We start from the raw sequence: 22,160 nt of genomic DNA, 5'->3' as shown, positions 1-22,160 counted from the left end.
CACCTGGTCGATAGCCTGAGGACGTGATGCCATGTTGATCCGACCCGCCTCGATGCCCCTCATCGCGGCCGCCGAGTCCGATGAGGGTTCGCCCGCAGACGCCGACCGTGGCGCCGCGGAGCTGAGGCGTGACTTCGAGCGCTGGTCCAGGTGGGGCCTCGGGGTCCTCGCCTTCGTCCTCGCATCGGTCGGGTCGTTCGTTGCGGTTGCTCTGGTCGGGACTGTGGCGATGCTCAGCGGAGCATTGGTCGGTGTAGACCTCATCGCGACCGTCGTCGCGGCACTCGTCGGGGTCACTGGCATCGTTCTTTTGCTGCGGCTGTGGTGGACCGGGCGGCGTCTGATCGTCGCCGCAATCTGGTGGTTGCGGCTGCCGTATCTGCGTGCCGGCCGGCAGCGGCGACCCGGAGGCTGGCTGCAAGCGCGAACGATCAACTTCGAGCCGCGTATCTTCGCTCGGCTCGCTACTGCGACGCTGGCGCTGCTCGTCAGCGTCGCGGGAGTCGCGCTCGTGGTGCGTGACCTGGGTGCCGGGGTGACCTCATTCACCGCGGCGACGGCGATGGTTGCGGTCATCAGCGGATTGTCCGGGTTCGGCCAGGCGGGCGGGGTGACCCGGCTCGTGTCGGGCGTCTCCGAAGCGGACCCGCTCTGGGCGCGCGTGCGGTCGTTCTTCGCCGGAGCAGATCGGACCCAGCGATGAGGCGCACATTGGTCTCATCCGCGATGGCCGCCATCGCGGTCCTCTCGTTTGCCGGGTGCTCTGAGCCCGCGCCGACCGGTGCTGTGCTGTTTGCCGATGCGAAGCAGCACTACTTCGACTACCGCGCCGTGACGAATGACGTCCAGGCGCTCATCTTCGACGGACCCTGGCACGCAGAGCCGTCCTCCTACGGCATGCAACCTTCCGGTGCTGGCTGCGGCGACAACGGCTACAAGTTCGACCTCACCCGCACGACCTCCGTCGACCCCGCCGCTCAGCCGGCGTTGAGCGCGGCCGTCGCAGCACACTTGTCCGAGGCCGGATACAGCGTGGAAGGCCAAGACCTCGGCTCGGCACTGCGCAGTCGACGGACGTGATCGTGCGCAAGCAGGGCGACTTCTCGCTCCTGATGGTCACCTTCATCGCCAACGGCTCTGTGCTCGTTTCCGCGGACACGAAGTGCTGGGCTGGCGACCGGAGAGCGCTCAGCAACGACATGTTCGGGGGAGTGACCCTCGCGAACGGCTACTTCCCGCGGGAGGAATCACCGAGCGACCCGCTGTTCTTCGGCGTCACCCCGGGCGAGCCCGCCTACCTCGGCACCCCGGAGCCGTAAGCCGGTCATGCTGAGCTCGTCGGCCGCATGAGCGAGGTGATCACGAGCGAATACGACCACATGATCCGGGTCACGGGGCGACGCACGCGATCTCGGACTGGACTGCGCGTCCAGACCACCATCGTCCAGTCTCACCCGCGTTTGTGGTCGTGCTCCTCAGCTGCCCGCCTGCTCTGCTCGACGAAGTAACCGTACGGGCCACCTGTCTCGCGAGCCGTGAGTTGCGCATCCCCAAGGTGCAGGATCTCGTGCGCTTTGTCGGCGGCGAACGGAAGGCCCACGGACCCTGGCGCGGAAGATCGCAGCCACTCCGGCTGAAACTTCGGACCCCTCGCGTCCAGCAGCGCGGCGACGGCGTTCTCGCGGCCTCGCTCGAGGCCTCGTTGCGTCTGCTCGTCAAGACGATGCCAGGCCTCGGAAGCGGATTCCATCGCGTGCTCGAGTGCCGTGTGCAGGGCCCGGATCCGCAGCTTCCTGAGATCGGCTTCGGTGACCGGCGCCGGGCCATGCTTGGAGGGCCGGCGGGCAATGGCGACGACGACGGCGAGGACCAGCAGCCCGAGCCCGGACGCCGCGGTGAGCAGCAGCCAGCCGGGCGTCGACGGCGACCACGTGTCCTGGCGCAGCAGCAGCGCGCCAGCCGACGCGAACGCCCCGACGGTGCCGAGCCACAAGCTGATCGACGCCAGCCGGTTCGGGACGCCCATCTTTGCGGGGAACAGCATGGATGCGCCGACCAGGAGCAACGCCAGCGTGCTGGTCACGCCGACTGTGACGGCAACGACCGAGGCGTCCACGGAGGGCTGGTTGCGTGGGCTGATGCCGGCGGCGATCACGATGCCGGCGAGTGTCGCAGCGGCGGCGAGGAAACCGAGGATCCGCAACCCGTTGCGCCACTGCGCCGGGGCGATCAGATCTTGCCGACCGGGATCCTCCGCGAGCAGCCGCGCCGTGTCTGCGTCAAAGAGGCGTCGCGCTTCCGGACGAATGCCTTCGCTGATCGAACGGACCTCCGCGCGGTAGGGCGGGTGCCAGGACACCACCTCAGCATCCAGCATCGCCTCCAGCGGCGTGTACGCGGTCGCCCCCACCTTCCGGGGGAAATCACGTCCGGCGCCCGGAGGTACCCCCGAACCCTGCTGCATCGTCATCCGCACCTTCCCTCCTGGACACCATTATCCGAGACCCCCGCTCACGCCTTGGGCTCGCCAAATGTCGAGGAGAAAGTAACGCGCCAGCTGCGCGTTCATCTGAGATCCGGCACCCCCGTCGCCGCCGGAGCGTGCACCCGGGATGCCTTCCCAGTGCGGGACGGACACCGCGCCCTGTAGCGCCTGCCAGGAAGCACGTGCCGGGGCTCCGGGCGTGGGCGCCTCAGACCCGAGTCGGGCGAACGGGGATCGTGTAGCTGAGGCTTCGCGAGATGGGTCCGGTGTTGCACGAAGACGCTGGGAACGTCAGCGCGAAGTTTGTCGTCGTGGTGACGGGAATCGCGTATGTCGGACCGTCGGTGACCTGCTGGTTGTTCGCGAACGGGAGCTGGTAGGCCGAGCCGATGAAGTAGTTCGACGTCGAAATGGCGTTCTGCGCGGACTGGCTCGTGGGGATCGTGCCCAGAGGTGTCACGGCGGCCCTCGTGGGGATCGTGCCCAATCTCTGCGAGGTGTAGGTCCAGTTGCCGCCGCCGGCGTTCGTCTCGGTTGGGGCCGAGTACCCGGCGGGAACGGTGGTCCACGAGACTCGGTATGGGACGGTCACGGTCCAGCGATGTTGTGTGGTGGCAGCGTTGATGCCGGTGGCGGCCGCACTGTAGGACAGGGCCCCTCGAGTGTCGGTTCCTGCTGCCATGTAGACGGTGAGCGTGCCTGAGTTGGAGTTCCAGGTTCCGTTGTTGTTGATGCCGCCGAACTGCATCCAGTAGTAGGTGCCGGAATGGATTCGCCATTCAGCGCACTGCGATGCTGCTGCCAACGGTGCCGCCGCGGCTGCAGCAACCACCGGCACGGACCATACAGCTGCGCCGATGACGGCGCGCCTCGACGTTGTTTCTGTCATGTCTCTGTCGCCTTTGCGTCGTTGAGATGCTGCGAAGAATGAGGGTTCGCCGCATCAGGGAGGGCAGTCACGACAGGGAGCGGGATTGGTTGTCCGACTCCGTGGGAGGAGCGACCATACTCTCTGGTGACAGCCCGCCAAACGTAAAAGCCAACCTTCTGCTCGGTCTAGGCGGTGGGACGAACTGTCCTAGACCTGACCGGCAAGCGTGTCGACCGCGTCGGAATCAACGGACCCCTTTCGGGCCTGCGGAGACGAGCTTCAGTCCTCCCACTCCCACACGCTCGTCCGACCGGTGAGTTTGAGCCCAGTCGTGTCCGTCGTGGTGCGGAGTCTCCCGGTGCGTTCGAGCCAGCGTCGGAAGTTGGGCCGATCGTAGGGCTCCGCGCCCAGTTCGGCGCCGAGCTCGAGGGCATGGCCGGTGGTGAATTTCTCGCCAAGCAGCGACCGCGTCACGTCCCAGTCGCTCCAGACGATCGCGCCGAGTCGAGCGATCGCCGAGTGAACGATGGCGGTGTGATCGAAGGGGAGGTTTCCGCATTGCTCGATCGTGCGCCATTCGAGCGTCCCGTCCTCGGCGTCTGGGGCGAGGAAGACCAGGCTGGTGAGCGAGATCGTGGCGCTGCGGGGGTCACGCATGGTTCCGTCGAACCAGCCGAGCTGTCTGGTAGCGCGCACGTCGTCGTCGGGAATGCCGGCTTTCGTGCGGATCGCGCGGAGCACGGGCCCGTCACCGTGCTCGCCGGGGAGCAGGAGCACGCCGGGGATCGCCGCCTCCCCGGCGTGCGGTGCGTTCGCACGCTCGGCGAGCCCGATTTCGATCCGGCCGCCCCGGAACCGGACGGGCAGAGCGTCCATGGCGACGAGGGGCTGGTCGAAGGCGGTGCTCATGCGCGTGCGAACTCCTTGCTGGTCAAGACGGTCTGCTCCGCGAGGACCGTCCGGACATCGGCGAAGTCCTGCCTACGGATGAAGATGCCATCCTCCCAGATCGGCTGCAGGAGCGACTCGGCCTCTTCGGTTGGCGTCGCACGCTCGATGAGGGCAAGCTTGCCGCCGGGCGCGGTGACCACGCTGAGGCGGCCTGCGGCGCTGCGTTTGGTGCCACTGTCAGTGATCGGGTCCTTGCGGATGTCGACCGCACGTCCGTCGACCTCGATCCACGTCGCTTTGATGGCCGACATAAAGGTGTCGCGGGTTTGGTACTGGTAGCCGTAGCTACCCATACCAAACACGACATTGCCGGACGCGAATCCTTTCGCTGCGAGCCGGTCGATGATCTCTGCCGCTCGCTCACGAGTGATCGAGTCGCCGTAAATTGCCCCGATGTGGCTGTCGAGCACTTTGAAGCCAGCGTCGTTGACGGTGCCGCCGAAGGTGTCCCAGAGGAGCTCGATGACACCCTTTTGCGCAGGCTCCTGAAGGTCTCGCGGGTCGGAGGCCTGACGGCCCCCACCCTCGAGCGGGGGCGTGCTCAGCGGCGCCCCACAGAGGATGTCGACGGGGTCGCCGGAGTCGGGGCGGATGACAAGCTTGCCGTCCCGCGCGAGGATCTCGTTTCGCAACGCGGGCAGATACTCAGTGAGTACCTTCCAGAGGTCGAAGGTGTCGGAGACAACGGAGACGATGCCGGTTGGGTAGAGGTCGAGGAGGTTCTCGAAGAGCTGCTGCTCGCCGACGGTCGCGATTCCCGCACACATCACGGAATGTTCGGTGGCTGCAACGCTGCCCGCAACGTAGTTGCCGCCGTAGTGTCGCTCGATCCAGTCGAGACTGACGAGCGAATCTGTGCCGGTGAAGCTGAGGAGGTGCGCCGCTCCCGTCATCGCCGCGGTCTCGTTCGAGGACATGCCTCGGTAGGAGAAGTCGTGCCCTTGCCAGTCGACCGTGGCCGGATCGGTGCCGGTTCGTTCCGCCCCTGCATCGAGGGTCTCTCGCATGGCTTTCGCGATCGTCGCGGCCGTCGACGCCTGCCAAACTTCCGCGCTCAGGACGGACTCGACGTAGTTCGTGAGCCAGAAGAAGTCCGGGTGCGTGTTCTCGATCGTGAAGGAGGGGATTCGCAGCGGGACGGCGGTTCCTTCGGGGACGGCGGCAAAGCGCAAGGGAAGGTAGCCGAGGCGGTGGAGTGCGCGGATGTGGTCGGTGCCGATCTGATTGGGGCCGAGGATCTGTGTGAGCCGCGCGTCGTAAGCCGCGGCAACGTGGTCCTCATCGGCGGCGAAGAATGGCTCGAAGCTTGCGGCGTAGGTCTCGAGGAACGCCTGCAGGCCGAAGTGCACGACCCTGTCGATGTCGGGGATGCGGCTACCGCGGTTGGTGTAGTTGGAGTAGACGCGGGTCACGTTGCCGGCGAGTTCGTATTGGCGGCGGTGGTCGAGCTTGTACGCGTCGGTCTGGAAGAGCGGGGCGACGGGTGTGAAGTCCACGGTGGTGTCCTTTCGGTTCAGTTCGGCTCAGCGCTCGATGAACGGCGCGAGGATGTTGCGGATGGAGAGGAGCTCCGTGGCGACGCCGTCTCGGTGGGCGCCTGGGTGGGAGTCGGTGGTGATGATCTCCGAGTAGTGCTTGCGGAGCTCGGGTGCGTTGCCGGAGAACACGCCGTGGCTGACGAAGAGTGTCAGCCGCTCTTGGGATACGCCGGTTGCTTCCGCGAGGCCCATGAACGTGCCGCCACCGTCGCAGATGTCGTCAACGACGAGCAGTCGCCCTTCGCCGGGAAGCCGTTCGCAAGAGAAACCCGAGAGCTTGCCGGTCTCGAAGTCGCGGTGCTTCTCCGCTTTGAACAACGGCAGGTGCAGCGCGGTCGCTGCGCGCTGCGCCCGCTCGACCGCGCCCTCGTCTGGAGCGATGACGCCAACGTAGTCGTGGGGCGTCCCGACCCGTCCGATGGTCGCTCGGCGCACGTACGGTGCCGAGTCGATGACCTTCAGGTTGTCGTAGAGCGCTGGTGCCGTGGGGGAGTGTGGGTCGAAGGTGAGGATCTGATCGAGCCGGAAGCTGTTGATGAGTTCGGCGTAGACCTTCGCCCCGAACGGAACGCCGCGGTCCGCGCGAGCCGCGGGCAAGTACGGAATAAGGGCGATGGCTCGATGGCCCGACTGATGCGCGTAGTCAGCCCAGAGGCCGAGCGCCACATAGTCGTCGAAGTCCGCCCCGGTGACGACGGCATATGCCGGAGTCTCGGGGGAGTCGAGGGGGATCGTCAGGGAGAGCTCGCCGCCTGGGAAGCGCATGACGCGGATCGCGCTGGCGGCCCGCCATCCGGCTGGATGCAGGGCTTGGAAGTGGATGCTCATGCCACGAGCGTACCAGCTATTCGTAGATTTACGAATAGGATCTCTGGGTGTTTCAGTCGTAGGTGGCGCCACCCGCAGGCCACGAGCAGGCGCGCGTCCATTGCCGTCCGGAAAGCACCCAGCCTCGGTTGGGACCGTGATGAAGAACGCGCGCTCACACACCGAACGACGAAGTGAGGCAACGATGACCGCGAACCCGAATCCAGACCTGGCTCCTTCTGCCGCCTTGGACACCGCCATCGGCCGAGGGTGGCTTCTCGAAGTGCGCAGGTACTCGCTCTGGTTACTCGCGTTGGCACTGATCCACACCGTCGCGAGTAGCGCATCGCGCAGCTACTGTCCGGGCGGTGTGACTGGTGCAGGCCAGTACATCGACGCAAACCAGGAGATCACCGAGCAGGTCCCGAACTGTCTCGCCCTAACCCTGCAACCGGGAGGGTTCGTATATCTGGCGCTGGCGATCGAGCGGACGGGATGCACCTCGCGAGATCCAGCTGAGGCCAGACGTGGAAGTCTCGCTCTCGTTCGCCAACGGCCGCAGGCACGGCCGTTGCACAGTCCCCGCGGCCGAAGATGATGACGCACTGACAGACTGGGCCTGGATCGGTGCCCGCATTGAACCGCCATTTGGGGTCATCTGGGTAGCAAAAACCCCCGGACCAGAAAGACCAAATGTCTCCCTGACCAGGGGGTTCCACGCGGTGGGTGATGCGGGACTCGAACCCACGACCTCTTCCGTGTGAAGGAAGCGCGCTACCAACTGCGCCAATCACCCGCGACGAGAAGTAATCATGCCATAGATCTCGGCGCTGGATGAACACCTCAGCCATCGTGGCGCTCGTGTCGTCGACGAGCCTCCCGCGGGGGAGCGGGAGTCCCACTGGGACACGGTTCTGCGTCCTACGTCAACGCACCGCCATCCGGACCGTCGTGGCACGACGAGTGACACCTTCAGGCACCCCACAGCGGTGAAGAGCGGCAGTCCGTCTCCACGACTTGCCGATAAGACCTGGGGTTTTCCCGAATTACACCGGTGGATTTTGTATCGCGGCCTGAGTTCCTATAGAGTCATTCTCGCGCTGGTCAAGCCGGAACGGAAGTTCCCGAGACAAGCGCAATGCGGATGTGGCGCAGTGGTAGCGCATCACCTTGCCAAGGTGAGGGTCGCGAGTTCGAATCTCGTCATCCGCTCGAGTGTGACTCAATCTGGTGGAAGACACCTGATCGAGTTTGCACGGGTTTCAACCCACAACACGGTGACGTGGCCGAGAGGCGAGGCAGCGGCCTGCAAAGCCGTCCACACGGGTTCGAATCCCGTCGTCACCTCGCAATGGGCGATTGGCGCAGCGGTAGCGCGCTTCCCTGACACGGAAGAGGTCACTGGTTCGATCCCAGTATCGCCCACGAGAAAAGCCCCTGGTTCGCCGGGGGCTTTTTGCTTACCCGGAATGACCCCCACCTGCGCCCGAAGCGCCCCCTTCGAACCGCTGCACGTGTGGCACGCGTTTCCGCATGAACCATGCACATCGACGCACCACGACCGGTGCGTACAGAGGACTGTGCGTCGGCCCCGCTACGGTCGATCGGGATCCGTGTTTGTGTCACCGCCGCGCCGTGCACATCGATCCCATCGACCAGGGGTCTCGCCGCGAACAACGACGTGTAGACCGTCCCGATGGTGTGCGCCCGTAGCGCACTGACCGAATGAAATGAGTGCTGATTTGGCTCGCGTCACCTCCCCGAACTTCGATCAGATTCAGCTTCGAGACTCGAGCGACGCGACGCAGTTCGCTGCCCTACTGATGGGAACGGGCATGCAGCTGAAGGCAATCGACAGCACGCGGCCCTTCAGTATCACCGCCCTGCGAGCGCCGGGGTTCATCTCAGCCTGGGCGAACGTACCAGCGGCGAGCTTCGTGGTTCCCCGCGGCGGCAGACACATCTCGTCACGAACGCTCTTCGTCTTCGTGAACAGCGGGCAGACGCTCGTCGAGGTCGAAGACCGTTCCGTGCAGCTGGCCCGTGGGGAGGTCGTGGCGATCTCCCCGGGCACGTCACCAGTGAGTCTCGCTTCGACCGCGGAACGCAATGAGAACATCCTCTTCAGCATTGATCTCCCCATCGACGCGGGCGGGATCGAGGGCGTGACCGGAGACCCGATCACGAGACTCACCGACCCGTCGCTCAACACCTTCGCGTTCGCGGCCTGCTACGGGCTGGCCCAAGCACCCGTCCCCGCCAGCGGGGCCATCGGCGACACACTGCACCACGTCGCCGCCACGCTCGCTCGGTCGCTGATCGAGCGCGTGAGCACGACGCACGAGCCTGACCTCTACTGCTCAGCGTCGCGCTACATCCGCCTCCATGCAGCCGACCCCGAGCTGACCTCGGTGACAGTGGCTGCCAGGTTCCACGTCTCGCCCAGGAAGCTGCAGCTGCACTTTAGCGCGGCCGACGACACCGTCGTCTGGGCCATCCGCCGCAGTCGCGCGTCGATCGCTCAGCTCCTCTGGCAGCAGGATGCGACCTTGTCGGCCGCAGATGTAGCAAACAGGTCCGGCTTCCCGTCACCGAGGGCGATGCGGAAGGCCCTGCTCGAAGCTCCGCGGGCAACCGAGGGGGAGGCCGTCATCGGGCTGCCTTCTGAGTGACGGGCGGGAGGTGTCGGCGGCGTCCGTGAGATTTTCTTCAGGCCTGTTGGCCGAGAGTGGCTGAGATGAGCAGCCGGGCCGCTGATCGTGCGTGTGCGGCCGCGTCAGGCGTTCCGTTGATGGCCGCAGTCGTCTGCGCGCCCTCGGCCAGGAGCGCCAGCTGGGCCCCGAGTTCCGCAGGGGCGCCGAGCTCCCTGACGAGGTCCGCGACGTACGCCTGGAAGGCCTGCTTCTGAGCCCTGGCGGTCTCCGCAACCCTGGGCGACTCGCTGCCGAGTTCGCCGAAGGCATTGATGAACCCGCAGCCGCGAAACTCGTCGGTGCGGAACCAGTCGTCGAGGAAGTCGTACACCGCAAGCAGCTTGGCCTGAGGCGTCTCGGCTGCGGCGGATGCTTCCTGCAGGCCGCGGTCCCAGATCGCCGAGCGGTGGTCGAGCACGGCAATCAGGAGGTCTTCCTTCGAGCCGAACTCGGCGTAGAGGCGCTTGAGTGATACACCTGCGGCCGCGCGAATGGCATCCATGCCGACGCTCTGAATCCCTTTGGCGTAGAACAGTTCGTCCGCGGCTTGCACGATCCGCTCATGACTAGGCGAATTCATCGCATCCTTCCTCTCTGGCTTGCGTGGAGAACGCTGGTTCTCTAGTGTAGGGCACGCACCAGGGAACGACCGTTCTCCGGGCCTTGAGAACGAGGAGCGCCACCATGGCATTCATCACCGTCGGAAGCGAGAACTCGACTCCGATCGAGCTCTACTACGAAGACCACGGGACCGGACAGGCGGTCGTGCTGATCCACGGCTACCCGCTGGACGGCTCGTCCTGGGAGCGTCAGGCTCGCGAGATCCGCGCGGCCGGTTACCGAGTCATCACCTACGACCGCCGCGGCTTTGGCCGTTCATCCAAGGTGGAGACCGGGTACGACTACGACACGTTCGCGTCGGACCTCAACGAGGTCCTCACCGCGCTCGACCTCACCGATGTCATCCTCGTGGGCTTCTCCATGGGCACCGGCGAACTCGCGCGCTACACCAGGCTGTACGGGCACGAGCGCGTCGCGAAGTTCGCGTTCCTCGCATCCGTCGAGCCGGGCATGCTCGGCCAGGGTGTGCCGCAGTCACTCTTCGACGGCATCGCCGCAAAGGCGAAAGGCGATCGCTTCGCCTGGTTCACGGAGTTCTACAACGACTTCTACAACCTCGACGAGAACCTTGGCTCGCGCATTTCGCAGGAGGCGGTGACCGCGAGCTGGAACACGGCAACGGGTAGCGCCCCCGTCGCCGCCTACGCCGTCGTTCCGACGTGGATCGAGGACTTCACCGGCGACGTCGCTGCGGTCCAGGCAAGTGGCAAGCCGTCGCTGATCGCGCACGGCACGGCCGACAACATCCTGCCGATCGACGCCACGGGCAGGGCGTTCCATGCCGCCTTCCCCGAGGCTGAGTACCACGAGATCGAAGGCGCACCACACGGGCTTCTATGGACGCACGCCGAAGAGATCACGCCGATCCTGGTCGACTTCATCCAGAAGTAGCTCGTCCGCGGCAACGCAAGAGGCCCACCCGAAATGCATCGGGTGGGCCTCGGCGGTTGAGGTACGTCAGACTCGTCGGAACTGGTTGACGAGCGGGCAGTCGAAGGGGTCGCGAGCCTGCAAGCCGACTCGGTTCAGATACTCGATCACGATGCCGTAGGACTTGACCAGCGTCGTCTCGGCGTAGGGAACCTCGAGATTCTGGCAGTGCTCGCGGATGATCTCGCGTGCTCGCGCCAGGTGAGGTCGCGGCATGCTGGGGAAGAGGTGGTGTTCGACCTGGTAGTTGAGGCCGCCCATGAGCGCGCTCGCCCACCAACCTCCGCTGACGTTGCGTGACGTGAGCACCTGCTTGCTGAAGAAGTCCATCTTCACGTCAGCGGGGATGATCGGCATGCCCTTGTGGTTCGGGGCGAAGGATGCACCCATGTAGACGCCGAAGACGGCCATCTGGACGGCGACGAACGCGAAGGCCATGCCCAGGGGCAGCAGCCAGAAGATCGCTCCGAAGTAGATCGCGAACCGAAGCGCGATCATGGTGAACTCGACCCAGCGTCCCTTGATGGGCTGCCGCGCGAAGAGCGACTTGATCGAGCGGAAGTGCAGGTTGTAGCCCTCGAAGGTCAGAAGCGGAAAGAACAGGTATCCCTGCTTTCGCGTGATGACGGCGAGCAGACCGGTCTGCTTCTTCGCATCCTCCTCGGTGAACGAGATGGTGTCGAAGTCGATGTCCGGGTCCTTGCCCATCTTGTTCGGGTTCGCGTGATGCTTGGTGTGCTTCGTCATCCACCAGCTGTAGCTCATGCCGACGACACCGGCGGCGAGCAGACGGCCGAGGCGGTCGTTGCCTGGCCCCGACTCGAGCACCTGGCGGTGCGAGGCTTCGTGTGCGATGAACGCGAACTGCGTGAAGATGATGCCGAGCGCTGCGGCGATGAGCAGCTGGAACCAGCTGTCGCCAAGCAGGATGAAGCCGGTCACGGCTCCGCCCAGTGCGAGGAGCAGGCCCCCAGCGAGGATTCCGTAGAACCATCGCGTGCGCTTCAGCAGGCCCATCTCGCGGATGACCTTCGACACGGCGCTGTAGCTCTGCGTGACGGACTTCGCTCCCGGTGTGCGGGGCTTCGTGGTCCGAATGCGGCCGAGGCCTTGCACGTGTCCGGAAGCTTGGGGGAGCGCGGAAGATGAAGTCGTAATGTGAGGATCCCCTCGATCGGCAACCTTGGTTGTACGTACGCCAAAGGCATCTGCCGATCGCTGTCTTCAGGCTAGCCGGATGTGCGGCGAAGTTGGCTGTGTATCCGGCCGACACGTCACCCAGCGTCTTCACACGCGATGTATCTCGATCGCGCGTATCTTGGTGCCATCACGGACAGCGCCAGTGGGCGCACTTGGAGGAACCATGTCGTCGACAGGCGGAGCAGCCGGCAGCAGCGGGGGCTCACAGAAGAGTGAGCGGATGCGGGAATCGGCGAACTCGGGGGCTCGAGTGCAGGCCGTGCACACCGGTCTCAAGAAGGTCGTCACGGGTCGCGAGAGCGTCATCAAGAGCCAGGCGGTCAAGCTCGCCGAGAAGCTGGACGCGAAGACCGAGGGGCGCCATCACCAGAAGATCCGCCTCGCCCTCCTTGCCTTGAACGGCTTGGTCGACACCCTCGGGCGCGATGGCAAGGCCGAGTCTGAGGCCAATTCCTCTCGACCCACGAGCTCTTCCGCGCCTTCAGGTCCGGCAGACGACAGTGGCCGCGCACAGCGGCCGACGACCGCATCCGCAGAACCCGAAGACATCGGCACCTTCACGGCGAAGGGTGAGCGCCACTCGAAATGAGCGCCGAGCGCACCGGCGTGCGGTCAGCGCCGCGGTGCCACTCTGCGCGGCGAGCGCGTCGGCCCGCGATAAAGTGGCTCCTTGTTCATGCCTAACGACAAGGAGCATCGTGACCAGCGATCCCGTTGACCTCGAGACCGAACCCCGCCAGGACGAAGCCGGCGGCGCGACGACGACCGGCTTCGAGCTCTTCACTGACCGCTCCGTCGTCGCGATGAAGCTCGACGGCGAGCTCGTCGATCTGGCCCGCGAGGTGCCGGACGGCGCCGTCGCAGAGCCAGTGTCGATCGACAGCGAAGAAGGCCTCAGCATCCTTCGTCATTCGGCCGCGCATGTCATCGCCCAGGCTGTGCAGAAGATCAACCCCGACGCCCGTCTCGGCATCGGCCCACCCATCACCGACGGCTTCTACTACGACTTCGATGTCGAGACGCCGTTCACTCCGGAAGACTTGAAGGCCATCGAGAAAGAGGCGCAGCGCATCCAGCGCCAGGGCCAGCGCTTCGTGCGTCGAGTCGTGACCGACGAGGAGGCCAGGGCCGAGCTCGCGAACGAACCGTACAAGCTCGAGCTCATCGGCCTCAAGGGCAGCGGAGCCAACGCCGATAACGAGTCGGTCGAGGTCGGCGCGGGCGAGCTCACGATCTACGACAACGTCGACCCGAAGACGGGCGAGGTCTACTGGAAGGACCTCTGCCGAGGCCCGCACGTACCTTCGACCCGCATGCTCAGCAACGGGTTCGCGATCCTCCGTTCGGCAGCGGCCTACTGGCGCGGCTCCGAGAAAAACCCGCAGCTGCAGCGCATCTACGGCACGGCCTGGCCGACCAAGGACGAACTGCGCGCGTACAAGGAGCGCACCGAGGAGGCCATGAAGCGCGACCACCGTCGCCTCGGCCGTGAGCTCGACCTCTTCAGCTTCCCCGACGAGCTCGGCTCAGGCCTCCCGGTCTTCCACCCAAGGGGCGGCATCATCAAGCTCGAGATGGAAGAGCACTCGCGCAAGCGCCACGTGCAAGAGGGGTACAGCTTCGTCTCGACCCCGCACATTACGAAAGGCCGCCTCTACGAAATCTCCGGCCACCTGGACTGGTACCGAGACGGCATGTATCCGCCCATGCGCATCGATGAGGAAGTGGATGCGGCGGGCAACGTCACGAAGCAGGGCCAGGACTACTACCTGAAGCCCATGAACTGCCCGATGCACAACCTCATCTACAACCAGGGCGCCCACTCGTACCGCGAGCTCCCGCTGCGGATGTTCGAGTTCGGCACGGTCTACCGCATGGAGAAGTCGGGCGTCGTGCACGGCTTGACCCGCGCCCGCGGCTTCACGCAGGACGACGCGCACATCTACTGCACGCGCGAGCAGATGCGAGACGAACTGGGCAGGACGCTCAAGTTCGTGCTCTCGCTGTTGAAGGACTACGGCCTCGACGACTTCTACCTCGAGCTGTCGACCAAGAACCCCGAGAAGTTCGTCGGCGACGACGCGACGTGGGAGGAGGCGACGCGCACGCTCGAGGAAGTGGCCACCGCATCCGGCCTCGATCTCGTCCCGGATCCGGGCGGAGCGGCGTTCTACGGCCCGAAGATCTCGGTGCAGGCTCGCGACGCGATCGGCCGCACCTGGCAGATGTCGACCATCCAGCTCGACTTCAACCTGCCGGAACTCTTCGACATGGAATACGCGGCTCCCGACGGCACGCGCCAGCGTCCCGTCATGATCCACCGGGCGCTCTTCGGGTCGATCGAGCGCTTCTTCGGAGTGCTCGTCGAGCACTACGCGGGTGCGTTCCCGGTCTGGCTCTCGCCGGTCCAGCTCGTCGCGATCCCCGTTGCCGAGCAGTACGGCGACTACCTGCAGGGAATCGTGGATGAACTGCGCTCGCACGGCGTGCGCGCCGAGCTCGACGCCTCCGATGACCGGATGCCGAAGAAGATCCGGAACCACACGAAGGCTAAGGTGCCGTTCCAGCTCATCGCTGGTGAGGACGATCGCGCCGCGGGCACGGTCTCGTTCCGCTTCCGCGACGGGACGCAGCGCAACGGTGTTCCCGTCGACGAGGCGATCCGCTTGGTCCGCAGTGCAGTCGACGACCACCTGCTCGTGAACACGGCAGAAGACCTGGCATGAGCGCGCTCGGGTTCCCCGAGGGAGAGCTGGACGCCCTCGACATCGAGCGCTCCGCCGACTTCGCCGGGGTGCCCGACTCGTTCCAACGGCTCTGGACGCCGCACCGGATGGCCTACATCCAGGACGGCCAGGATCCTGCCAAGGACGCGTGCCCGTTCTGCGTCGGGCCGACGATGGACGACGAGAAGTCGCTCATCGTCGCCCGAGGCGAGCATGCGTTCGTGGTGATGAACCTCTATCCGTACAACTCTGGACACCTGCTCGTCTGCCCGTACCGCCACGTGGCGATGTACGACGAGGCGTCGGAGCAGGAGGTCCTCGAGATCGCGCACCTCACGCAGACGGCGATGCGGGTGCTGCGCGAGGTGTCGAATGTCGACGGCTTCAACATCGGCATGAACCAGGGGAGACTCGCGGGCGCAGGCATCGCCGGGCACCTGCACCAGCACATCGTGCCTCGATGGCAGTTCGACGCGAACTTCTTCCCGATCATCGCGAAGACCAAGGCGTTCCCGTCCCTGCTCGGAGAAACCCGTCAGGCGCTCGCCGACGCCTGGCCGAAGGCCTGAACCTCGACGATTTCGTTGGGCATTCGCCCAACCACTCCGGCTCGCGACCGCGTCTACACTTGAGCACAATTCACACCCGAACCGCCTTGCACTTGCTGCATGCGGAAAGTAAGGACAACATGAGCGAAAGCACTGCACCTCTCGTGGACGCCGACGGCACCAGGGGCTCGAACCGGGTCAAGCGTGGCCTCGCCGAGATGCTCAAGGGCGGCGTGATCATGGACGTCGTGACGGCCGAGCAGGCACGCATCGCGGAGGATGCCGGCGCCGTCGCCGTCATGGCGCTCGAGCGTGTGCCCGCCGACATCCGGGCGCAGGGTGGCGTCGCTCGCATGAGCGACCCGGACCTCATCGAGAGCATCATTGCCGAGGTCTCGATTCCCGTGATGGCGAAGGCTCGCATCGGCCACTTCGTCGAGGCCCAGGTGTTGCAGGCGCTCGACGTTGACTACATCGACGAGTCCGAGGTGCTCAGCCCGGCCGACTACGTGAACCACATCGACAAGTGGCAGTTCACGACGCCGTTCGTGTGCGGTGCCACGAACCTCGGCGAGGCGCTGCGGCGCATCAACGAGGGCGCTACAATGATCCGCTCGAAGGGCGAGGCTGGCACCGGGGACGTCTCCGAGGCCACGAAGCATATCCGTAAGATCCGAGCAGAAGTCGCCGCCCTGACCTCGATGACGCGCGACGAGCTCTATGTGGCAGCCAAGGAGCTGCAGGCGCCCTACGAGCTGGTCCGAGAGATCGCCGAGACCGGCAAGCTCCCCGTCGTGCTCTTCACGGCTGGTGGCGTCGCAACCCCTGCTGACGCAGCCATGATGATGCAGCTCGGCGCGGACGGCGTCTTCGTCGGCTCGGGCATCTTCAAGTCGGGAAACCCGGCGCAACGCGCCGCTGCGATCGTCAAGGCGACCGCTTCCTACGACGACCCGGCGGTCATTGCAGAGGCGTCGCGCGGACTCGGCGAAGCGATGGTCGGCATCAACGTCGCCGACCTCCCCGCGCCGCACCGTCTCGCAGAGCGCGGCTGGTAGCGAGGCTTGGCGTCCCCGACGGTCGGCGTCCTCGCGCTGCAAGGCGACGTCCGTGAGCATCAACGGGTGCTCACGGACCTCGGCGCCGACGTGGTCCTGGTGCGCACGCCGGCCCAGCTCGAGGCCGTCGCCGGCTTGGTCATCCCCGGGGGAGAGTCGAGCGTCATCGACAAGCTTTCGCGCCTCTTCGAGGTCGCCGGCCCCATCAGGAAACGGATCGAGGACGGCATGCCCGTGTTCGGCACGTGTGCCGGTCTGATCATGCTGGCCGACAGGGTGGTCGACGCGATCTCCGGACAGCAGAGCTTCGGCGGACTCGACGTGACCGTTCGGCGCAATGCCTTCGGCTCGCAGAACCAGTCGTTCGAAACGGAACTCGACGTTCCGGAGCTCGGGGAGCCGGCAGTGCATGCCACCTTCATTCGTGGCCCGGTCGTGGATGCGGTCGGTTCCCGCGCTCGGGTCATGGCCGCTCTTCCGGACGGCCGCGTCGTGGCCGTCGCGCAGGGCAACCTCCTCGGCACGTCATTCCACCCCGAGATGAACGGCGAGCCGCGATTCCACCAATACTTCCTCGACAGGGTTGCTGAACACGCAGGCTAGCCTGCAGTCATCCACGACCGAACGATCCGACAGCGAGCAAGGAGCAGCGCATGGCGAGACGCCGACCGAGCAAGTCCGCACGGAGCAAGCAGGTGAGCGAATCGCTCGGCTCGTTCATCCGAGACGCGCCGTCGTCCTTCCACGCCGCCGCTGAAGTCGCGAGGCGTCTCGAGGACGCGGGATTCACGCCGCTCGACGAACGGCAGGAGTGGCCGTCCGAACCCGGTGGCTACGTGGTCGTCAGGGATGGCGCGGTCATCGCCTGGCGCGTGCCCGAGTCGACGACGCCGACGACGCGGTTCGCCATCGTGGGCGCGCACACGGACTCGCCGGGATTCAAGCTCAAGCCGACGCCAGAGTCGGCCTCGCACGGGTGGCAGCGGCTCGAGGTCGAGGTGTACGGTGGCCCGCTACTAAACTCCTGGCTTGACCGTGAGCTGCGTGTCGCCGGGCGCCTGGCGCTCGCCGATGGCACAACGGTGCTCGCGGCCACCGGACCGGTGGCGCGCATCCCGCAGCTCGCCATCCACCTCGACCGCGGCGTCAACGAGCGGGGCCTGGTGCTCGACCCGCAACGTCATACGCATCCCGTACTCGGCCTCGAGTCTGCGGGCGGCGTGCTCGAGGCGCTGGCCGCCGATGCAGGCGTCGAACCCGGAAGCGTCACCGGCTACGACCTATTTCTCGCCGACACGCAGCAGGCGCAGCTCTTCGGCAGCGGCGAGGCACTCTTCGCGGGCGCTCGGCTCGACAACCTAGTCAGCGTGCACGCGGCGACGACGGCCCTCGTCGAGACGGTGCCGAGCGGGGTCATCCCCGTGATCGCGGCCTTCGATCACGAGGAAGTCGGCTCAGCCAGCCGGTCCGGCGCCGCAGGCCCGTTCCTTGGCGACGTGCTCGCGCGCATCCAAGAGGGGCTCGGCGCGGGTCCTGCCGAGCAGCGGCGCGCCCTCGCAGCATCCTGGCTCGTCTCGAGTGACCTCGGCCACAGCATCCACCCGAACTACTCGGAAAAGCACGACGACGCCACGCGCCCGATCGCCGGGCGCGGCACGCTCCTCAAGCTGAACGCGAACCAGCGCTACGCGACGGATGCGCGGGGGAGCGCCCTCTGGAAGGGCGTGTGCCAGAACGCGGGCGTCGCGGTTCAGAAGTTCGTCTCGAGCAACGCTATGCCCTGCGGCTCGACGATCGGCCCGATTTCCGCGACACGGCTCGGCGTCTCCACGGTCGACGTGGGGATCCCGATCCTCTCCATGCATTCGGCGCGCGAGCTTGCGGCGATCGCGGACATCGAGGCGCTCGAGCGTGCGCTCGCCGTCTTCCTCGCCGGTGCCTGGCCGGAGCAGGCGTAGCTCCTCACAGAAGCCGGAGTAAACTGGCGGGCAGACCGCTCGCCGACCACGTACCGTGCCGCCTCGTCTCTGGGCCGCCGGGTCGGCGTACACACGATCAGCAGCAGGCGCCCGCCTCGGGCGAGACGCGCTAGAACAACGGAGAACAGATGTCCGGACACTCCAAGTGGGCGACGACCAAGCACAAGAAGGCCGTCATCGACGCGCGCCGCGCGAAGTCGTTCGCCAAGCTCATCAAGAACATCGAAGTCGCGGCGAAGATCGGCGGTGCCGACGTCTCCGGCAACCCCACGCTCGCCGATGCCATTCAGAAGGCAAAGAAGACGAGCGTCCCGATCGACAACATCAACCGCGCGGTGAAGCGCGGTGCCGGCCTCACCGGCGAGTCGGTCGACTACACGACGATCATGTACGAGGGCTACGGGCCCGGAGGCATCGCCCTGCTGATCGAGTGCCTCACCGACAATAAGAACCGCGCAGCGGCGGAGGTCCGCACAGCGATGAGCCGCAATGGCGGCAACATGGCAGACCCAGGCTCGGTGGCCTTCAACTTCGAGCGCAAGGGCGTCATCGTCGTCCCGCACGAGGAGACCCCGACCGAAGACGACGTCCTCGAGGTCGTGCTTGATGCGGGGGCGGAGGAGGTCATCGACCACGGCCACGTGTTCGAGATCCGCACCGAGGCGAGCGAGATGGTCAGTGCTCGCGAGGCGCTCCAGGCCGCCGGCATCGACTACGACTCCGCTGACGCCGAGTTCGTGCCGAACGTCAAGGTTGAAGCGGACGTGGAAACCGCTCGCAAGGTGTTCCGGCTCATCGACGCGCTCGAGGACAGCGACGACGTGCAGAACATCTTCACGAACATCGACGTCTCGGCCGAGGTCCAGCAGCAGCTCTCAGAAGACGACGAGTAGCCAGCGTGCCGCGGCGCATCCTGGGCATCGATCCGGGTCTCACCCGCTGCGGTCTCGGCATCGTCGACGTGCACGGACGCCAGCGTCTGGAGTTCGTGCACGTCTCCGTCGTCACCTCGTCTCCGGGCGACGAGCTGCCGCGCAGGCTTCGCGTGCTGTCCGACGGCATCGACAAGATTCTCGACGACTTTCAGCCTGACTCGATCGCGCTGGAACGCGTGTTCGCCCAGCAGAACCTGCCGAGCGTGATGGGGGTCGCGCAGATCTCGGGCGTGGTGCTGGTCACCGCGGAGCGGCGGGGCATCTCCTCAGCGCTCCACACGCCATCCGAGGTCAAGGCGGCTGTCACCGGCTACGGATCCGCCGAAAAGCAGCAGGTCGGAACTATGGTGCAGCGGATCCTGAGGCTCGACGCCATCCCGAAGCCGGCCGACGCCGCCGACGCGCTCGCTCTGGCCATCTGCTCCGCCTGGAAGTCCCCCCTCGGCGCCGCCAGCGCCGCCGCCACGCGAGCGTCCGCGCCGCAGCAGTCCGGCAATGCCTCCCACCAGAGGGATGCGCCGACCGCGGCGCAGAGCGCGTGGCTCGCCGCCGAGCGTGCCGCAAAATCTCGCGACCGCCGCGTACGGTAGTCCGGTGATTGCTTCCCTTCGCGGCCAGGTGCTGTACCGGACCGCCACCACGGTCACGATCGAGGCCGCTGGCGTCGGCTACCAGGTGCACGTGACTCCGGCGCATGCACTGCAGCTCCGCCTGGACACCGAGGTGCTGCTGCGCACCCACCTCGTGGTGCGCGAGGACGCCTGGACGCTCTATGGCTTCCAACGACCGGAAGAGCTGGAGATCTTTGAGCACCTCATCACGGTGACCGGCGTCGGTCCGAAGTCCGCGCTCGGGGTGCTCGCGCAGCTCGAACCGGAGCAAGTGGCCCGCGCCGTCGCCGACGAGGACGTCAAGGCCTTCACCGCCGTCAGCGGCATCGGCCCGAAAACGGCCAAGCTCATCATCCTGTCGCTCGCGGGCAAGATCGCGCTCGCCGCCGCACCGGGGACCGCACCCGACGGGCAGGGAGCCGCGAGCGGTTCCGTAGCGCTCCGCCGTGATGTCGTCGAGGCGCTCCTGGGGCTCGGCTACGCAGAACGTCAAGCAGCCCCAGCTGTCGAAGACGCCGCCAAGGCCCTCGACGGCGAAAACCCAGACGTGGCGACGCTCCTCCGCGCCACGCTCAAGCTGCTCGGGCCCGCCGGGAGCCGCTCATGACCGACGCATCGCGCATCCCCGAGGCACCGGAGTCCGAAGCTGAGATCGCCTTCGAGGGCGCGCTCAGGCCAGCGAACCTCGCGGAGTTCGTCGGCCAGGCGAAGGTGCGCGTGCAACTGGAGCTGCTGCTGAAGGCCGCGGCGATGCAGAGCCGCACACCCGACCACATCCTGCTCGCGGGACCTCCCGGACTCGGCAAGACCACACTCGCGCTCATCGTGGCGGAGGAGACCGGGCAGCCGATTCGTCTCACGAGCGGCCCAGCACTGCAGCATGCCGGCGACCTCGCCGCCGTGCTCTCGAGCCTGGTGCCGGGTGAGCTGCTCTTCATCGACGAGATCCATCGCATGGCGCGCACGGCCGAAGAGATGCTCTACCTCGCGATGGAGGACTTCCGCATTGACATCATGGTCGGCAAGGGGGCCGGAGCCACGAGCGTGCCGCTCGAGCTTGCACCGTTCACCGTGATCGGAGCCACCACGCGCGCGGGGCTCCTCCCGAACCCCCTTCGCGACCGCTTCGGCTTCACGGCGCACCTCGAGTTCTACGAAGACCAGGAGCTCGAGCGAGTGCTCGCGCGAGCAGCGCGCCTCCTCGACCTCCGCATCGACGACGCGGCCCTGGCGGAGATCGCGACACGCAGCCGCGGCACACCGCGCATCGCCAACAGGCTCCTGCGGCGCGTGCGCGACTACGCACTGGTGCACGAGACCGACGCAGACGAGCAGGCGGTGCAGCACGCACTCCTGGTGTACGACGTGGACGCGCTCGGCCTCGACCGCCTCGACAGAGCGGTGCTGCAGGCGCTCATCGATCGCTTCGGCGGAGGTCCCGTCGGCGTCCGGTCGCTGGCCGTCTCGGTGGGCGAGGAAGCGGAGACGGTCGAGAGTGTGGTGGAGCCCTTCCTGGTGCGAACGGGGCTGGTCACGAGAACCCAGCGTGGACGCGTCGCGACACAGCACGCGTACGCGCATCTCGGTCGAGCCCTGCCAGGGGGAGCGGCATCGCAGGGACCTGTGCTCGACCTCTAGCGCCGCCGCACAACCTTCGACACTCAGCTGAGCGACATCCGACCGTGTGCGACGTACACTAGATGCGTTTGCCGTCGTTCCGGGCGTGCATAGTCGTAGTACGGACTGCCAGAAAGGCACCCAATGGATCTCACGCTTCTTCTTCCCCTCGTCCTCCTCGGCGTCATGATCTTCTTCATGTGGCGCAGCAACAAGAAGCGGACTCAGCAGCAGCAGGAGATGCGCAGCAGCGCTGTCATCGGCGCCGACGTCATGACGCAGAGCGGCGTCTACGGCACCATTGTCGACATCGATGAGGACAACAACATCACGACCATTGAGTCCGAGCCGGGCACCCGGCTGCGCGTGCACTCGATGACGATCGCCAACATCCTCACCCCAGCGGTTCCGGACGACGCCTCGGCGCTCGCCGAGCACGAGACGGTCGAGGAGCGCTCCGACGTCGAGGCTGACGCCGAGGCGGAGCGTCGCGACGGCGACAACGGCTCCGAGTCCGGTCCGAACATCAACAAGGCGTAGGCGACTCCCTCACCTCTCACGCACGGGCCTCGTCTCGAGGTCAGAAGGCA

At 66.2% G+C, this 22,160-nt stretch carries 23 protein-coding genes and 4 tRNA genes; 19 read left to right on the top strand and 8 right to left on the bottom strand.

Annotation, left to right across the window (positions count from 1 at the left end; genetic code table 11):
- Positions 1–31 precede the first annotated feature (31 nt).
- Genes ACPYN9_RS03535 through ACPYN9_RS03525 form a run of 3 tightly spaced genes read left to right on the top strand, consistent with a single transcriptional unit; the run spans position 32 to position 1,319 of the window.
- Positions 32–703 (top strand): hypothetical protein, encoded by a 672-nt coding sequence (locus ACPYN9_RS03535; RefSeq protein ID WP_424463955.1) that lies wholly within the window; start codon positions 32–34, stop codon positions 701–703.
- On the top strand, positions 700–1,080 hold the full coding sequence (locus ACPYN9_RS03530; RefSeq protein WP_424463953.1) for a hypothetical protein: 381 nt from the start codon (positions 700–702) through the stop codon (positions 1,078–1,080). Before ACPYN9_RS03535 ends, ACPYN9_RS03530 begins: the two co-directional genes overlap by 4 nt.
- A gap of 2 nt (positions 1,081–1,082) precedes the next feature.
- Positions 1,083–1,319, top strand: a complete 237-nt coding sequence (locus tag ACPYN9_RS03525) for a hypothetical protein (RefSeq protein ID WP_424463951.1) — start codon at positions 1,083–1,085, stop codon at positions 1,317–1,319.
- 131 nt (positions 1,320–1,450) lie between these two features.
- On the opposite strand, the gene ACPYN9_RS03520 is transcribed toward ACPYN9_RS03525, so the two are convergent.
- The 6 genes from ACPYN9_RS03520 to ACPYN9_RS03495 form a co-directional block, all read right to left on the bottom strand.
- On the bottom strand, positions 1,451–2,470 hold the full coding sequence (locus ACPYN9_RS03520) for a hypothetical protein (protein ID WP_424463949.1): 1,020 nt from the start codon (positions 2,468–2,470) through the stop codon (positions 1,451–1,453).
- 223 nt (positions 2,471–2,693) lie between these two features.
- The gene (locus ACPYN9_RS03515) at positions 2,694–3,374 is read right to left on the bottom strand and encodes a hypothetical protein (RefSeq protein ID WP_424463947.1); all 681 of its coding nucleotides are present in this window, start codon (positions 3,372–3,374) and stop codon (positions 2,694–2,696) included.
- A gap of 261 nt (positions 3,375–3,635) precedes the next feature.
- The gene (locus ACPYN9_RS03510; protein WP_424463945.1) at positions 3,636–4,265 is read right to left on the bottom strand and encodes a hypothetical protein; all 630 of its coding nucleotides are present in this window, start codon (positions 4,263–4,265) and stop codon (positions 3,636–3,638) included.
- Entirely contained in the window at positions 4,262–5,803 is a 1,542-nt protein-coding gene (locus tag ACPYN9_RS03505; RefSeq protein ID WP_424463944.1) for a nicotinate phosphoribosyltransferase, read from the bottom strand. Before ACPYN9_RS03505 ends, ACPYN9_RS03510 begins: the two co-directional genes overlap by 4 nt.
- Before the next feature lie 27 nt (positions 5,804–5,830).
- Positions 5,831–6,673, bottom strand: coding sequence for a ribose-phosphate pyrophosphokinase (locus ACPYN9_RS03500; RefSeq protein WP_424463942.1), 843 nt, complete (start codon positions 6,671–6,673; stop codon positions 5,831–5,833).
- A 702-nt stretch (positions 6,674–7,375) separates the two neighbouring features.
- A tRNA-Val gene (locus ACPYN9_RS03495) sits at positions 7,376–7,448 on the bottom strand.
- A 344-nt stretch (positions 7,449–7,792) separates the two neighbouring features.
- Here ACPYN9_RS03495 and ACPYN9_RS03490 point away from each other — a divergent pair.
- The 4 genes from ACPYN9_RS03490 to ACPYN9_RS03475 all read left to right on the top strand — a co-directional run bounded on the left by ACPYN9_RS03490 (position 7,793) and on the right by ACPYN9_RS03475 (position 9,324).
- Positions 7,793–7,864, top strand: a tRNA-Gly gene (locus ACPYN9_RS03490).
- 64 nt (positions 7,865–7,928) lie between these two features.
- Positions 7,929–7,999 (top strand) — tRNA-Cys (locus ACPYN9_RS03485).
- A gap of 6 nt (positions 8,000–8,005) precedes the next feature.
- Positions 8,006–8,077 (top strand) — tRNA-Val (locus tag ACPYN9_RS03480).
- Between the two features lie 317 nt (positions 8,078–8,394).
- On the top strand, positions 8,395–9,324 hold the full coding sequence (locus ACPYN9_RS03475; RefSeq protein WP_424463940.1) for a helix-turn-helix domain-containing protein: 930 nt from the start codon (positions 8,395–8,397) through the stop codon (positions 9,322–9,324).
- Positions 9,325–9,361: 37 nt separating this feature from the next.
- Here ACPYN9_RS03475 and ACPYN9_RS03470 read toward each other — a convergent pair whose 3' ends face one another.
- The gene (locus tag ACPYN9_RS03470; RefSeq protein ID WP_424463938.1) at positions 9,362–9,925 is read right to left on the bottom strand and encodes a TetR/AcrR family transcriptional regulator; all 564 of its coding nucleotides are present in this window, start codon (positions 9,923–9,925) and stop codon (positions 9,362–9,364) included.
- A 104-nt stretch (positions 9,926–10,029) separates the two neighbouring features.
- On the opposite strand from ACPYN9_RS03470, the gene ACPYN9_RS03465 reads away from it, so the two are divergent.
- Positions 10,030–10,857 carry an alpha/beta fold hydrolase gene (locus ACPYN9_RS03465; protein ID WP_424463936.1) on the top strand — a complete coding sequence of 276 codons (828 nt, stop codon included), beginning with the start codon at positions 10,030–10,032 and terminating at the stop codon, positions 10,855–10,857.
- A 66-nt stretch (positions 10,858–10,923) separates the two neighbouring features.
- Here the strand turns inward: ACPYN9_RS03465 and ACPYN9_RS03460 are convergent, their stop codons facing one another.
- The gene (locus tag ACPYN9_RS03460) at positions 10,924–12,012 is read right to left on the bottom strand and encodes a fatty acid desaturase family protein (RefSeq protein ID WP_424463934.1); all 1,089 of its coding nucleotides are present in this window, start codon (positions 12,010–12,012) and stop codon (positions 10,924–10,926) included.
- Between the two features lie 247 nt (positions 12,013–12,259).
- Here ACPYN9_RS03460 and ACPYN9_RS03455 point away from each other — a divergent pair, with 247 nt between their 5' ends.
- The 11 genes from ACPYN9_RS03455 to yajC all read left to right on the top strand — a co-directional run bounded on the left by ACPYN9_RS03455 (position 12,260) and on the right by yajC (position 22,110).
- Positions 12,260–12,685, top strand: coding sequence for a hypothetical protein (locus ACPYN9_RS03455; RefSeq protein WP_424463932.1), 426 nt, complete (start codon positions 12,260–12,262; stop codon positions 12,683–12,685).
- A gap of 214 nt (positions 12,686–12,899) precedes the next feature.
- Positions 12,900–14,822, top strand: coding sequence for a threonine--tRNA ligase (gene thrS / locus ACPYN9_RS03450; RefSeq protein WP_424464123.1), 1,923 nt, complete (start codon positions 12,900–12,902; stop codon positions 14,820–14,822).
- Entirely contained in the window at positions 14,819–15,391 is a 573-nt protein-coding gene (locus tag ACPYN9_RS03445) for an HIT family protein (RefSeq protein WP_424463930.1), read from the top strand. The genes thrS and ACPYN9_RS03445 overlap by 4 nt, the downstream gene beginning before the upstream one ends.
- Positions 15,392–15,510: 119 nt before the next feature.
- Positions 15,511–16,428, top strand: coding sequence for a pyridoxal 5'-phosphate synthase lyase subunit PdxS (gene pdxS / locus ACPYN9_RS03440; RefSeq protein WP_424463928.1), 918 nt, complete (start codon positions 15,511–15,513; stop codon positions 16,426–16,428).
- Between the two features lie 6 nt (positions 16,429–16,434).
- Positions 16,435–17,031, top strand: a complete 597-nt coding sequence (gene pdxT / locus ACPYN9_RS03435; RefSeq protein ID WP_424463926.1) for a pyridoxal 5'-phosphate synthase glutaminase subunit PdxT — start codon at positions 16,435–16,437, stop codon at positions 17,029–17,031.
- A gap of 50 nt (positions 17,032–17,081) precedes the next feature.
- A complete protein-coding gene (locus tag ACPYN9_RS03430) occupies positions 17,082–18,386 on the top strand; it encodes a M18 family aminopeptidase (protein ID WP_424463925.1) in 1,305 nt (434 codons plus the stop codon).
- 149 nt (positions 18,387–18,535) lie between these two features.
- Positions 18,536–19,300 (top strand): YebC/PmpR family DNA-binding transcriptional regulator, encoded by a 765-nt coding sequence (locus ACPYN9_RS03425; protein ID WP_424463923.1) that lies wholly within the window; start codon positions 18,536–18,538, stop codon positions 19,298–19,300.
- Positions 19,301–19,305: 5 nt separating this feature from the next.
- Positions 19,306–19,932 carry a crossover junction endodeoxyribonuclease RuvC gene (ruvC, locus tag ACPYN9_RS03420; protein WP_424463921.1) on the top strand — a complete coding sequence of 209 codons (627 nt, stop codon included), beginning with the start codon at positions 19,306–19,308 and terminating at the stop codon, positions 19,930–19,932.
- A 4-nt stretch (positions 19,933–19,936) separates the two neighbouring features.
- The gene (gene ruvA / locus ACPYN9_RS03415) at positions 19,937–20,560 is read left to right on the top strand and encodes a Holliday junction branch migration protein RuvA (protein ID WP_424463920.1); all 624 of its coding nucleotides are present in this window, start codon (positions 19,937–19,939) and stop codon (positions 20,558–20,560) included.
- On the top strand, positions 20,557–21,591 hold the full coding sequence (gene ruvB / locus ACPYN9_RS03410; protein WP_424463918.1) for a Holliday junction branch migration DNA helicase RuvB: 1,035 nt from the start codon (positions 20,557–20,559) through the stop codon (positions 21,589–21,591). Before ruvA ends, ruvB begins: the two co-directional genes overlap by 4 nt.
- Positions 21,592–21,714: 123 nt before the next feature.
- Positions 21,715–22,110 carry a preprotein translocase subunit YajC gene (gene yajC, locus ACPYN9_RS03405; RefSeq protein WP_424463917.1) on the top strand — a complete coding sequence of 132 codons (396 nt, stop codon included), beginning with the start codon at positions 21,715–21,717 and terminating at the stop codon, positions 22,108–22,110.
- Positions 22,111–22,160: the final 50 nt, after the last annotated feature.

Origin of the sequence: Pseudoclavibacter helvolus, assembly GCF_049707175.1 — a bacterium.
Taxonomy (GTDB): Bacteria; Actinomycetota; Actinomycetes; order Actinomycetales; family Microbacteriaceae; genus Pseudoclavibacter; species Pseudoclavibacter helvolus_A.
This window is presented reverse-complemented; position numbering and strand designations above follow the sequence as displayed.

Bases quoted from the DNA above. Each gene is read 5' to 3' on its own strand.
- ACPYN9_RS03535 (WP_424463955.1), top strand. From the start codon at position 32: ATGTTGATCCGACCCGCCTCGATGCCCCTCATCGCGGCCGCCGAGTCC.
- ACPYN9_RS03530 (WP_424463953.1), top strand. From the start codon at position 700: ATGAGGCGCACATTGGTCTCATCCGCGATGGCCGCCATCGCGGTCCTC.
- ACPYN9_RS03520 (WP_424463949.1), bottom strand. From the start codon at position 2,470: ATGACGATGCAGCAGGGTTCGGGGGTACCTCCGGGCGCCGGACGTGAT.
- ACPYN9_RS03515 (WP_424463947.1), bottom strand. From the start codon at position 3,374: ATGACAGAAACAACGTCGAGGCGCGCCGTCATCGGCGCAGCTGTATGG.
- ACPYN9_RS03510 (WP_424463945.1), bottom strand. From the start codon at position 4,265: ATGAGCACCGCCTTCGACCAGCCCCTCGTCGCCATGGACGCTCTGCCC.
- ACPYN9_RS03500 (WP_424463942.1), bottom strand. From the start codon at position 6,673: ATGAGCATCCACTTCCAAGCCCTGCATCCAGCCGGATGGCGGGCCGCC.
- ACPYN9_RS03470 (WP_424463938.1), bottom strand. From the start codon at position 9,925: ATGAATTCGCCTAGTCATGAGCGGATCGTGCAAGCCGCGGACGAACTG.
- ACPYN9_RS03465 (WP_424463936.1), top strand. From the start codon at position 10,030: ATGGCATTCATCACCGTCGGAAGCGAGAACTCGACTCCGATCGAGCTC.
- ACPYN9_RS03455 (WP_424463932.1), top strand. From the start codon at position 12,260: ATGTCGTCGACAGGCGGAGCAGCCGGCAGCAGCGGGGGCTCACAGAAG.
- thrS (WP_424464123.1), top strand. From the start codon at position 12,900: ATGAAGCTCGACGGCGAGCTCGTCGATCTGGCCCGCGAGGTGCCGGAC.
- ACPYN9_RS03445 (WP_424463930.1), top strand. From the start codon at position 14,819: ATGAGCGCGCTCGGGTTCCCCGAGGGAGAGCTGGACGCCCTCGACATC.
- pdxS (WP_424463928.1), top strand. From the start codon at position 15,511: ATGAGCGAAAGCACTGCACCTCTCGTGGACGCCGACGGCACCAGGGGC.
- ACPYN9_RS03430 (WP_424463925.1), top strand. From the start codon at position 17,082: ATGGCGAGACGCCGACCGAGCAAGTCCGCACGGAGCAAGCAGGTGAGC.
- ACPYN9_RS03425 (WP_424463923.1), top strand. From the start codon at position 18,536: ATGTCCGGACACTCCAAGTGGGCGACGACCAAGCACAAGAAGGCCGTC.
- ruvB (WP_424463918.1), top strand. From the start codon at position 20,557: ATGACCGACGCATCGCGCATCCCCGAGGCACCGGAGTCCGAAGCTGAG.
- yajC (WP_424463917.1), top strand. From the start codon at position 21,715: ATGGATCTCACGCTTCTTCTTCCCCTCGTCCTCCTCGGCGTCATGATC.